Here is an 11,905-nt window from a genome sequence, read left to right as displayed (position 1 = left end):
GAATTTATTTATGGCATGCATTATAGTTGTTACTTCGGGTAAAGGGGGGGTTGGCAAGACCACATCGAGCGCGGCCATCGCTACCGGTTTAGCCCGCAAAGGAAAGAAAACCGTAGTGATCGATTTCGATATCGGGCTGCGAAATCTTGATTTGATCATGGGCTGTGAACGCCGAGTGGTCTATGACTTCGTCAATGTCATCCAGGGTGATGCCACACTGAATCAGGCGCTGATAAAAGACAAACGGACCGAAAATTTATATATCCTGCCGGCGTCCCAAACGCGGGATAAAGATGCCCTGACCCGAGAGGGCGTGGAAAAAGTGTTGAATGATTTAGGCACGATGGAATTCGATTTTGTCGTCTGCGATTCACCGGCCGGTATTGAAACCGGTGCCCTGATGGCACTGTATTTTGCCGATGAAGCCATTATCACTACTAACCCGGAAGTCTCGTCGGTGCGTGACTCAGACCGTATATTGGGTATCCTGTCGTCGAAATCGCGCCGTGCCGAAAATGGTCTGGAGCCAATCAAAGAGCACCTGATGTTGACCCGCTACAATCCTGGACGCGTCAGCCGCGGCGACATGCTTAGCATGGAAGATGTCATTGAAATTCTACGCATTCCCTTGGTGGGTGTGATCCCCGAGGATCAATCGGTATTGCGGGCCTCCAACCAGGGTGAGCCGGTGATTCTTGATGAGGAATCTGATGCTGGCCAGGCCTATTCAGATATGGTTGATCGCTTGTTAGGGGAAGAACGTCCCTTCCGCTTCATCGAAGAAGAAAAGAAGGGATTCCTGAAACGCCTGTTTGGGGGATAAACCATGGCATTGCTAGACTTTTTTCTCTCCCGTAAAAAATCGACAGCCAATATAGCCAAGGAACGGCTGCAGATCATCGTGGCCGAACGGCGCAGAGGCGATAACGAACCGCATTATCTGCCGCAGCTGAAACGTGACCTGCTTGAGGTCATCAGCAAATATGTGCAAATCGACCCCGAAATGCTCTCGGTGCAGCTGGAAAAAAAGGATGGGGATATCTCGATCCTGGAGCTGAACGTGACCCTGCCGGAAACGGAAGAGACTACGAAATAAGCGTCTGCGCCTGACACGCCTGCAATCGACCGGCAGGCGGCCAGCGCCGTTATGGACCCGCCGTAGGCTCTGCACGCCTGGCCAGTGACGTTCCTGAATCGCCCGATATTCGCGCTGATGCCGGGCAGGGAAGCGCCGTCTGCGCTCCCTGTCATTAAGCGACAGGTCGGCCACAGACGCCAGGCGTTGGCCTTCGCGGCCGTTACAGGCCCGCTTCACTCTGACCCTGACGCAATATTGCCACTAATTGCGCGCCGAACAGCACGCAGCGCCAACCGCTAATCAGGTCCGGCTCCCGCGTAGGCGGCGTCAGCCCCCACATCACGCTGATTAAATGGTTAATTTGGCGACGCGACGCCAGCAATTCACCGCTGAGCCCCGTCTTTGCAGCCGTCAGTTGGATTTGCTCTTTTAGCGCTTTAAACATCTGGCGATAGCCGGGACGATCGACAAGATTCAGCACCGGCGCGGGCAATGCCTCGTCCGGCAGGGCCTGCGCCTCCTGCACCTTAGCCAGAAGGGCCCGGCCGTGGTAGCGAATTTCGGGCCCGCTCAGGCCAAGCTGCTCCAATTCGCCAAGCGACCCCGGCATATAGCGCGCCACCTGCCACAGATGCTCTTCGCGGACGACGAAATTGACCGCCATATCACGCTCACGGGCTTTGTTCAGACGCCAGCTGGCCAGCCGCTGCAGACAGGCCTGTTGGCGCGTGCGCAGTTGCCAGGCGTTAGCGATATCCCGATAGGTCTGTTCAGGATCGGCCACCTCGCGGCGCCGCTGACAAATAGCCTCGCACTCTTGGCTGGCCTGCGACCACCAGCCTGCCTGCTGCGTTTGCGCTATCAGCTTGTGCGCCATCGGCAGCAGCCAATACACATCGGCGGCGGCATAGTCACACTGCCGTTTACTTAGCGGGCGCGCGAGCCAATCGGTACGGGATTCGGTTTTATCCAGCGTGACATCCAGCGTTTCCGCTACCAGCGCGGCGAAACCGCAAGAAAGCGCGCGGCCGGTAAACGCGGCCAGCACCTGGGTATCGATCATCGGCACCGGCATTTGGCCGAAACTATGCCAGAACACTTCCAGATCCTCGCTGCAGGCATGCAGTAATTTGGTTACCTGCTCATCCGCCAGGAGGGCAATAAAAGGTTGCCAATCGGTAATAGCCAGCGGATCGATAAGCGTCAACGCCTCGCCGTCAAACATCTGAATCAGTCCCAATTGGGGATAATAGGTGCAGGTGCGCACAAATTCGGTATCTACCGCCACCCAGGGATGCTGACGGACTTGCTGACATCTGTCGTGTAATGCTTGATCCGTGGTAATCAATTGATAATCTAACACTGCTCTCTCTTATTACGTGATAGGGGAAAAATGACGGCCGCCTAAACAGGCCTGCGCGGTGCCGAGTAAACCGCCAGGCGTCCGGCACGTTTTCAACCGGGCGAGTGAGGAAGCGGTTACGCCCGTCGTTGCCGCAGGCCTCTCGCGCGCCAGGCGTCAGCGAACCCGGGCAGCGCCGCGGGGTTAATCCGACAGCACGGTGTCGACCCGCATGTCGCCGTAGTACCCCCCTAGGTTGGGCCGTATTCGGGCCCCACGGGGAACCGTAGCGATAATCCCAGCCCCACGGCCCGAACGGAGGCCCCATAGGCGCCGAGACCTGACGCACCACCCGCCAGCGTTTATAACCGTTTACCTGCAGGACCATGTAGGTGTAGTCCGCTTTGTCGATATGCCCTTTTTCCGTGCCGGTAATCGGGCCGACAACGGTAATCCATTGGCCTTTTAAATCGGACGGCTCCACAAAGCCGTTAATTTGGGCAATGATGCGCCCCACAGACGGCCGATGCATCAACGGCACTGCGCCGTCGTCCAGCGGAACAGTGGCGATTTCCAGACGGGTGCGGCCGGTCCCATTGGTCACTTTAACCACTTTACCGCCGAAGCGCCCTTCCTGACCGATGTACAATTGCGAGGCATTCATCACCCTCACCAAATCATCCTGCGGCGTCGGGGGGGGGAGGTACCGCGGATGGCTTCCGGTACCGTCACACACCCGGAAAGCGTTAACACAGCCGCCATGAAGCCGACCGACACCAGCCGGCGAATCGATACAGGTAAAGCTTTTGGGCTAAACATAGTGCTTTATCTCGTTAATTAATCTACTACTTTGACCCGCACCGACCGGATAAGTTTAGCGCTCAGCCCCGGCCGGATAACTTTTTCCATGCCACTTCGTTACGTAAATAGGTCGGTTCGGCAAGCGCCACCGGTTGAGCGCCGCCGTGGCGATAATGATGCAGCGCCAGCGGTAGCATGTCCCGCGCGCTCGGCAACAACGTGTGCCCCGCAACCAGCGTCAACCCCTCATGATGAAAGAGCGTCGGATAGGTCTGCCAGCCGGTGCCGGCGGTGGCCCAGCAGCCCGACAGACTCGCCCCCAGCGACGCCAGCGCCTCGGGCGCCGCTACCGCTTCGCGCTCCTCACCCAGCCAAACGCCCGCTTGGTGTTGATAGGGCGCCCAATACACTTCACCCATGCGCGCATCGATGGCAGTCAATACCTGACAAACACCGGTCTGGCGCCAGGCGCTTTGCGCCAGCACCGCCAGCGTGGATACGCCGATAAGCGGCAGATTGGCCCCCAACGCCAGTCCCTGGGCAATGCCGATGCCGATGCGGACGCCGGTAAAACTGCCGGGACCGCGGCCGAACGCCAGCGCATCCAGGCTTTTAAGCGTCATACCGGCTTCCGCCAGCAGGCTGTCCACCATGGGCAGAATGCGCTGCGTATGTTCGCGCGGGGCGAGGGTAAAGCGCTCCAGCAGGACATCGTCGTCGAGCATCAGCGCGGCGGAACAGGCTTCGGTCGCGGTATCAAGGGCTAAAATGCGGGTAGACATGCCAAACCTCAGGCGGAAACACAATGAACTTTAACGGGCGCTTATAATAACACACCCGCTGCGACAAGGGGATACAGCCCTCAGCCGCCGGTTAGAAAGGCGATGGTGCGTTCGAGCGAGCGGGTGCGGCAGGCTTTGCAGAAAAACCTTGCCGTACGGGCGGGTCATCAGTCGCTGATCGCAGATAATCAGCACGCCACGGTCATCGCTATCGCGTATCAACCTGCCGACAACCTGCTTCAGGGCGATGATCGCCTCCGGGATCTGCACCTCGGCAAAAGGATCGCCGCCGCGCAGCTGACAATCTTCAATACGGGCTTTCAGCAGCGGATCATCCGGCGCGGTAAAAGGCAGTTTATCGATAATGACGCAGGACAGGACATCGCCGCGCACGTCCACCCCTTCCCAAAAACTGTTGGTCGCCACCAATACCGCGTTACCGGCATCCACAAACTGGCGCAGGATTTCGCGCTTACTGGTTTCACCCTGCACCAACACCGGCAAGGTCAACGAAGCGCGAAATTCCACCGCCAGATCGCGCATCATCTGATGCGAGGTACACAGAAAGAAACAGCGGCCGCGGTTGGCGATAATCACCGGCAACAGCATCCGCGCCAGTTTTTGCGCCGCGCTCCCGTGGTTCCAGCAAAAAGCGCGGCACGCACAGCAGCGCCTGGGCGGCATAATCAAACGGACTGGCGAGCAGCAGGGATTTAGAGTTCTCAAGCCCCATGCGCTGTGTGAAATGGTCTAATTGGTCATTCACCGACAAAGTCGCCGAGGTGAAGATCCAGGTACCGGCCTTTTCCGCCATCACTTCATGGAAGCGGTTCGAGACCGACAACAGCGTTAGCGCCAGCAGAAAATGACGCGCGTTACATTCGTACCAATAGCTAAATCCCGGCTCGCTGGTGTTTCGCAGGCGTTTGAGCCGGGCGCGGTGTCGCTGCCGAGGCAATTATCGTTAGTACTGGTCACCAGCGGCCAGATAGGGCTGTCTTCGGGTATGCCGCCGCAGTTAGCGATGTCCCCATCCTCGGTTTGCGACGCCCAGGCGCGTACCTGACTCAGCGCACCAAGCGTTTCCGCCGTCAGCGCGCCGCCCGCCGCCGCATGCTGCGCCATCCTTTCCAGGCACAGGTAGTTGGCCCGCCCTTTCAGCAGGGCCAGCTGCCCGCGATAGGACAGCGCCTGCGCGATACGGGGCAGATCCCGGGCGTACAGCTGATCCTGCAGCGCTTTCGAGCCGGTGGAAATAATCACTTTTTTATCGGCGAACAGGGCGGGCACCAGATAGGCATAGGTCTTACCGGTACCTGCCTCAACCACCAGCGAGTGTTGCACACCGATGGCGTCACGAATGGCTTCAGCCATGAGGCGCTGAGACTCTCGCGGCTTGAAACCGTTCAGTGCTTTCGCCAGGATACCCTGGGGAGTAAAATCGTCTGTCACATTCTCTCCCGCGCAGCGCGTTGCCCTGTTTTTTATGCCGCGCCCGGATAGCCTTCATCCTGCCACATGCGCAAACGCGTTTCGCAACCGCCATCGGGCACGCTGGGCTTCCCGCGCCGGTATGGTATGCTGTTGTTTTCACTCAACCACTGAAAGGAAATGCAATGACCCTCCAGCGTATTGATGCCGGCGCCCGAATGTCTGATGCGGTGATTCACCATCAGACCCTTTATTACACCAGCGTGGCGGCGGATGCCGCGCTCGATGAAGACATTACCGGCCAAACCCGCAGCGCGCTTGCCGCTATCGATGCCATGCTAGCACGCTGCAATACCGATAAACGCCGCCTGGTGGATGCCACCATCTTCCTGCCTGACGCGGCAGATTTCGCCGGGATGAATGCGGTATGGGATAACTGGGTCGAGGCCGGCAGCGCGCCGGTGCGCTGTACTGTTCAGGCGGGCTTGATGAATCCGCGCTATAAAATCGAAATCAAAATCGTCGCCGCGTTGTCATAACGGCGAACCACCCTGCGCTTAATCATCATCGGGGTTGCTATCATAAGGATCCGTCTCGGCACGCGCCGCCGGCGTCTCAAGCACCTCGGTATCCTCCTCCCAGCGCAGGGTAACCCTTTCGCCGGTGTAGCCGGCGCGCAACTCGCGTGCTACCTGCGCTATCGCCGCGCCGCTGCTCATTCCTTCGGCCATTAACGCCTGGATCCGCTCTACGGCCAGTTGCTGCTGTTCATGGGTTAATGCGGGCATGTCGTTTAGCATCGTTCTCTCTGGGTTACGGCGATTACGTTGATTATCTCATGACGCCGCCGGTTACGCCATGACGGGGAGTTATGCTAGGATCGCGCCATAAACTCATAACTCACCACGACGCGGGCAGGATGCCGAAGCCGCGTCGATCGGGAACAGGCGCTTGACCATGCAGCCACAACTGACAGCATTACCCTATCGGCCCGATGCCGTTCTGGATTTTTTTACCCCTTTCGCCGGCCAGCCCTGGTCGATACTGTTGCATTCCGGTCATAGTGACCATCCCGATAGCCGTTACGATATCCTGGTGGCCGCGCCAGCGGTGACGCTTGTCACGCGTGACGGTGTCACTGAAGTCCGCTGGGGGGAAACGTGCGAGCTCCGGGATGACGATCCCTTTGCGCTGGTGCAACAGCAGTTGGCGGCGGTAGGCATGATGGCGTCGCCGAATGCGGAATTACCGTTTCAGGGAGGGGCGCTCGGGTATTTTGGCTATGATCTTGCCCGCGGCATCGAAACTTTGCCGGTATTGGCGCAACAGGATCTCCCGCTGCCGGACATGGCAATTGGGATTTACCGCTGGGCGGTGGTGGCCGACCATCACCGCCGTACGGTGACGCTGGTCAGCCACGACGATCCCACCCCCATACTTGCCCGGTTAACCGCAGCGCCGCCCGCGCCGCCCGCGCCGTTTCATCTGCTCGGGCCCTGGCACGCCAATATGACCAGCGCCGACTATGGCGATAAATTCCGCCAGGTGCAGCAGCACCTGCTGGTGGGTGACTGCTATCAAGTCTGTCTGTCACAGCGTTTCAGCGCCCCCTGCGATGGCGATGAATGGCCGGCGTTCCGCCTCTTGCTGGCCCACAACCGGGCGCCCTTCTCGGCGTTTATCCGCCTGGCGGACCAGACGACGGTGCTCAGCTTGTCGCCGGAACGTTTCCTGCGCCTGCGCGGCGGCGAGATCCAGACCCGCCCCATCAAAGGCACATTACCCCGGCTGACGGATGCCGAGGCGGATCGCCAGCAGGCAGCACGGCTGGCCGACTCCGCCAAAGATCAGGCGGAAAATCTGATGATAGTGGATCTGTTGCGCAACGACATCGGCCGTGTAGCCCAGCCCGGTAGCGTGCGCGTGCCATCGCTGTTTGCCATAGAGACGTTTACAGCAGTGCACCACATGGTCAGCACGATCAGCGCCGTTTTGCCGGCAGATCGCAGCCCCTGCGATCTGCTGCGCGCCTGCTTCCCAGGCGGCTCCATTACCGGCGCGCCTAAGGTGCGGGCAATGGAAATCATCGAAAGGCTGGAACCGCAGCGTCGCAGTGCCTGGTGCGGCAGTATCGGTTATATCAGCTGCTGCGGCACGATGGACACCAATATCGCCATTCGCACGCTGCTGGTCGCAGACCGGCACATTCACTGCTCTGTCGGTGGCGGCCTTGTCGCCGACAGCGATGAAGAAGCGGAATACCAGGAGACGCTGGCTAAAGCGGCCTCGCTGCTGCCTCTGCTGGAACGGCTGCATGCCTGAATCCCTGACAGAACGTCCGCTCACGTTGCCGGAGTTTATCACCCGTTTCCAACTCTGTTGCCGGAAACCCGCCACGCCACCTATCACCGCCGGCAGGCGGCGGTGCTGATTCCCATAATTTACCATGCTACACCAACGCTGCTGCTCACCCGCCGCGCTGCGTCTTTGCGCAAACACGCCGGTCAGGTCTCGTTTCCGGGCGGCAGCGACGATGCAAGCGATGCTTCCGCCGTCGCGACCGCGTTGCGCGAAGCGCAGAAGAAGTCGCGATAGATCCGCACCGGGTCCGGGTGCTGGGACAACTACCTCCGGTGGACAGCAGTAGCGGCTTTCAGGTGACCCCCATCGTGGGCCTGCTGGCGCCCGGCGGGCGTTTTGTCGCCAGCGAGGCCGAAGTGGCGGAAATATTTGAAATCCCTCTTACCGAAGCGTTGTCGCTGGCGAGCTACACCCCGCTGGATATTGAGCGGCGGATGCAGACCCGGCGGGTGTATTTCTCCTGGTACCGGCACCATATGATCTGGGGCATGACCGCCCAGATTCTCTATCATCTGGCTCCCATTATTCGGCCGCCGACCGAATAATGGGAGCCAGCTCCCTTTAACGGCACAGAGTCCTTTTCATTTCCTTTTTTCTCGCTAAAATCCCCGATAAGCAACATTAGGCAGAATATAACACTAATAGTATATTTTTAATTGGCATTTAATTTTACTACTGCATTTAATTTTCGCTCAATGTAGGGTACCGCAGGGGCGATGAGAGCAACTAACGTCACGGATAATGGCATTAGTTTATTTCATGCGAAAACGCACCTGTCATCCCCGTTCAACTATTACAATCAGGTCGATGCCACCTGCCCGTTGCCTTATAAAATGTAAAGGAGAGCAAACGTGATCAGCGTTTTCGATATGTTCAAAATTGGTATTGGTCCGTCCAGTTCCCATACGGTAGGCCCGATGAAGGCCGGTAAACAATTTGTGGACGATTTGGTCGAAAAACATCTGCTGACGACCATCACCCGTATTGCCGTCGAGGTTTACGGCTCACTGGCCCTGACCGGCAAAGGCCATCATACGGATCAGGCGATCATTCTCGGTCTGGCCGGCAACAGCCCGGATACGGTGGCTATCGACGCAACGCCGGCCTTTTTGCGCGACGTGGCGGAGCGCGAGCGGCTGATGCTGGCGGGCACGCCCCATGAGGTGGATTTCCCGCGCGAAGGCGGCATGGTGTTTCACCCCATGAATCTGGCGCGGCACGAAAACGGGCTGCGCATCCACGCCTTTGCGGGAGACCGCTGCGTCTACAGCCAGACCTATTATTCGATCGGCGGCGGATTTATCGTCGAGGAAGCTCAGTTCGGCCAGGAGGTGACCTGCGAGCTCAGCGTACCTTATTCTTTCAACAGCGCCCAGCAACTGCTGGACCATTGCCGCGATACGGCCTTGTCGGTTTCCGGTCTGGTGCTGCGCAACGAGCTCGCGCTGCACGATCGTGCGGTGATAGACCAGTATTTCGCCAACGTCTGGCAAACCATGCGAGCCTGTATTGATCGCGGCATGAATACCGAAGGCGTGCTGCCGGGGCCGCTTCGGGTGCCGCGCCGCGCCGCCGCGCTCAGGAGGATGTTAATCGCAGGAGATAACCACTCTACCGACCCCATGCAGGTGGTAGACTGGGTCAATATGTTCGCCCTGGCAGTCAATGAAGAGAATGCCGCCGGCGGACGGGTTGTCACCGCGCCCACTAACGGCGCCTGTGGCATCGTACCCACGGTCCTGGCTTACTACGACCATTTTATCGAACCCGTTTCGCCCGATATCTGGCTGCGGTATTTCCTCGCCAGCGGCGCTATCGGGATGTTGTACAAGATGAACGCCTCGATTTCAGGCGCTGAAGTCGGCTGTCAGGGAGAGGTGGGCGTGGCGTGCTCCATGGCCGCAGCCGGCCTGACGGAGCTGATGGGCGGCAGCCCGGAACAGGTCTGCGTCGCGGCAGAAATCGGCATGGAGCACAATCTCGGCTTGACCTGCGATCCGGTGGGCGGTCAGGTGCAGGTACCCTGCATTGAGCGTAACGCTATCGCCTCGGTTAAAGCGATCAACGCCTCACGCATGGCACTGCGCCGCACCAGCGCGCCGCGTGTATCCCTCGATAAGGTTATCGAAACCATGTACGAAACTGGCAAGGACATGAATGCCAAATACCGTGAAACCTCCCGTGGCGGCCTGGCTATCAAGGTACAGTGCGACTGACGAGCAAGGCGTTGACCCCGTAAGCGTTTCGGCAACGTTCACGGGGTTATGGCGCTTCGGGGTTATTCTTCCTCATCCATACCGTGCTGCGGCGCCAGTCGCTCAATCCACACCAGTTCGATACGGTACTCGACCATCTGCCGGATAGTAAACCGCCACTCGTCAAGGGTCAGCACGTCCCCTTCCATCGGCATTTGATCGCACTGCGACAGGAGTAATCCGGCTAAAGAGGTGACATTGTCCCGTCCGCGCGACAGCACCTGGGTGTCCAGCGCCTGCTGTAAGGCATGCAGATCGGTACTGCCTTTCGCCAGCCAACCGTCCTCGTGGACCTCGATTTCCGGCGTCTCATCCTCATCAGGAAACTCGCCGGCAATCGCTTCCAGGACGTTCAGCGGCGTCACTAAACCCTGTACGACGCCAAATTCGTTAGACACCATTACCATGCTGCCTTTCGTCTCGTCCGGCGCAGCTCCTCCAGCAGCTTAAGCACATCCAGGGTCTCCGGTACCACAATCGCCGGATTGGCGGCCGCGTAAGCCTTGACCTGCTCTCCGTTATCGAACGCCGCCATCAAATCCTTGGCACGCACGATACCGATAAGCTGATCCAGCTCGCCGTTACAGACCGGAAACATGTTGTGCGGCGTGTTCATTAAGGTTGCGCGCAACTCCGCAACCGGCCGCTGGCAGTCGAGCCAAGTAATTTCGTTGCGCGGGGTCATGACGCTGCGCAACGTCCGCGAGGCCAGCGACAGCACGCCGGTAATCATGTGCCGCTCCTCTTCGGCGAAGTGCGCCTGTTTGAAAGCTTTGGCTGTATCGTCCTCGCCGGTTTCGCGCTGCGCCCTGCCGCCCATCAGCCGCATAATCGCCTCCGCCGTACGTTCGCGCATCGGCTTGGCGGATTGATTTTTGATAAAGTTGCGGCGCGCTATCTAGTTGAACATTTCGATAAGGATCGAGAAACCAATGGCGGCATACAGGTAACCTTTCGGAATGTGAAAGCCAAACCCTTCGGCAATCAGGCTAAGACCTATCATCAGCAATTACCGCATCCAGGGAAAATACCGCGTCGAGGATAACAATTTGCACCACCACCGCCCAAAAGCTGGCATACCCACGGCCGGCGCTGCTGTCGTGCTCCTTGTTTTCCAGACGTTCATGCAGCTCCGTGGTGGCTTTGAACAACAGAAAAATCCCGCCAAGCAGCAAAATCAGGTCACGGCCGGAGAAGGAGAATCCCCCCATAGTGAACAACGGCCGCGTCAGCGTGACGATCTAGGATATTAACGACAGGAGGCCAAGACGTATGATAAGCGCCAGCGAAAGACCCACCATTCGCATGCGGTCGCGCTTTTTGGGCGGCAATTTGTGCCAAGATCGCAATAAAGACCACGTTGTCTATGCCGAGAACGATCACCAATACGATCAGGGTCAGCAATCCCACCCAAATTGAGGGGTCCATTAAGAATTCCATCACAGACTCCGTAAGGTATTCAGGCTGTAGTTATGACAGGGTTAAACCGCATCTTTGCCGGCAAACGCGCAGGGGCATACCGCCAAGAGGCAAACGTTCATCAAACACGACGAAAGAAGATCCAGCGCGAGGCGTCAGTGAAAGAAGACGAATGGCCGCGCAGGCGGACTAAAGTTGATGAAACGGCTTCGGTGACAGTCAATCGGAGGGCTGTTTGCTCCTTTTATAATTTAAACGCTTTACTGTATCAGGGATTCCCCTTCCGGCACAAAACTTTTTCACCTCAGGCCGTTTGTTCATTTCCAGCTACACTCTTTTGTGCGCTTCTACCGATTTCGGTAACTAAATAACTGAGCGCCGTCACAATTTTTATTTTTTTACATACTAAAATAAATCGCGATTTACTTATGATCGT

At 58.1% G+C, this 11,905-nt stretch carries 7 protein-coding genes and 5 pseudogenes; 6 read left to right on the top strand and 6 right to left on the bottom strand.

What is annotated here, in order from left to right; genetic code table 11:
• Positions 1–10 precede the first annotated feature (10 nt).
• Positions 11–823 (top strand): septum site-determining protein MinD, encoded by an 813-nt coding sequence (gene minD, locus SGP1_RS11745; RefSeq protein ID WP_011411163.1) that lies wholly within the window; start codon positions 11–13, stop codon positions 821–823.
• A 3-nt stretch (positions 824–826) separates the two neighbouring features.
• Positions 827–1,096 (top strand): cell division topological specificity factor MinE, encoded by a 270-nt coding sequence (gene minE / locus SGP1_RS11740; protein ID WP_011411162.1) that lies wholly within the window; start codon positions 827–829, stop codon positions 1,094–1,096.
• 202 nt (positions 1,097–1,298) lie between these two features.
• Here the strand turns inward: minE and rnd are convergent, their stop codons facing one another.
• From rnd to SGP1_RS11720, 4 genes and pseudogenes are all read right to left on the bottom strand, one after another.
• The gene (gene rnd / locus SGP1_RS11735) at positions 1,299–2,441 is read right to left on the bottom strand and encodes a ribonuclease D (RefSeq protein WP_011411161.1); all 1,143 of its coding nucleotides are present in this window, start codon (positions 2,439–2,441) and stop codon (positions 1,299–1,301) included.
• Positions 2,442–2,661: 220 nt separating this feature from the next.
• Positions 2,662–3,239 (bottom strand): annotated as a pseudogene (locus tag SGP1_RS36395) (Slp family lipoprotein); the annotation flags it as partial.
• Between the two features lie 62 nt (positions 3,240–3,301).
• On the bottom strand, positions 3,302–4,003 hold the full coding sequence (tsaB, locus tag SGP1_RS11725) for a tRNA (adenosine(37)-N6)-threonylcarbamoyltransferase complex dimerization subunit type 1 TsaB (RefSeq protein ID WP_011411160.1): 702 nt from the start codon (positions 4,001–4,003) through the stop codon (positions 3,302–3,304).
• Positions 4,004–4,033: 30 nt separating this feature from the next.
• A pseudogene (locus SGP1_RS11720) lies at positions 4,034–5,377 on the bottom strand (ATP-dependent DNA helicase).
• A gap of 242 nt (positions 5,378–5,619) precedes the next feature.
• Here SGP1_RS11720 and SGP1_RS11715 point away from each other — a divergent pair.
• Positions 5,620–5,973 carry a RidA family protein gene (locus SGP1_RS11715; RefSeq protein WP_011411159.1) on the top strand — a complete coding sequence of 118 codons (354 nt, stop codon included), beginning with the start codon at positions 5,620–5,622 and terminating at the stop codon, positions 5,971–5,973.
• Positions 5,974–6,057: 84 nt separating this feature from the next.
• Here the strand turns inward: SGP1_RS11715 and SGP1_RS11710 are convergent.
• A pseudogene (locus SGP1_RS11710) lies at positions 6,058–6,234 on the bottom strand (YoaH family protein); the annotation flags it as partial.
• 157 nt (positions 6,235–6,391) lie between these two features.
• Here SGP1_RS11710 and pabB point away from each other — a divergent pair.
• From pabB to SGP1_RS11695, 3 genes and pseudogenes are all read left to right on the top strand, one after another.
• Entirely contained in the window at positions 6,392–7,756 is a 1,365-nt protein-coding gene (pabB, locus tag SGP1_RS11705; RefSeq protein WP_041866930.1) for an aminodeoxychorismate synthase component 1, read from the top strand.
• A pseudogene (locus tag SGP1_RS11700) lies at positions 7,749–8,340 on the top strand (CoA pyrophosphatase). Before pabB ends, SGP1_RS11700 begins: the two are co-directional and overlap by 8 nt.
• Positions 8,341–8,646: 306 nt before the next feature.
• Positions 8,647–10,011 carry an L-serine ammonia-lyase gene (locus tag SGP1_RS11695; protein WP_011411156.1) on the top strand — a complete coding sequence of 455 codons (1,365 nt, stop codon included), beginning with the start codon at positions 8,647–8,649 and terminating at the stop codon, positions 10,009–10,011.
• Positions 10,012–10,073: 62 nt separating this feature from the next.
• Here SGP1_RS11695 and SGP1_RS11690 read toward each other — a convergent pair.
• A pseudogene (locus SGP1_RS11690) lies at positions 10,074–11,490 on the bottom strand (TerC family protein).
• Between the last annotated feature and the right edge of the window lie 415 nt (positions 11,491–11,905).

The organism is Sodalis glossinidius str. 'morsitans' (genome assembly GCF_000010085.1).
Classification (GTDB): Bacteria; Pseudomonadota; Gammaproteobacteria; order Enterobacterales; family Enterobacteriaceae; genus Sodalis; species Sodalis glossinidius.
Note: the sequence above shows the minus strand (reverse complement) of the source record. Positions and strands in the feature narration are given on the sequence as shown.

Coding starts and splice junctions, on each gene's coding strand:
- minD (WP_011411163.1), top strand. CDS start 11: ATGGCATGCATTATAGTTGTTACTTCGGGTAAAGGGGGGGTTGGCAAG.
- minE (WP_011411162.1), top strand. CDS start 827: ATGGCATTGCTAGACTTTTTTCTCTCCCGTAAAAAATCGACAGCCAAT.
- tsaB (WP_011411160.1), bottom strand. CDS start 4,003: ATGTCTACCCGCATTTTAGCCCTTGATACCGCGACCGAAGCCTGTTCC.
- SGP1_RS11715 (WP_011411159.1), top strand. CDS start 5,620: ATGACCCTCCAGCGTATTGATGCCGGCGCCCGAATGTCTGATGCGGTG.
- pabB (WP_041866930.1), top strand. CDS start 6,392: ATGCAGCCACAACTGACAGCATTACCCTATCGGCCCGATGCCGTTCTG.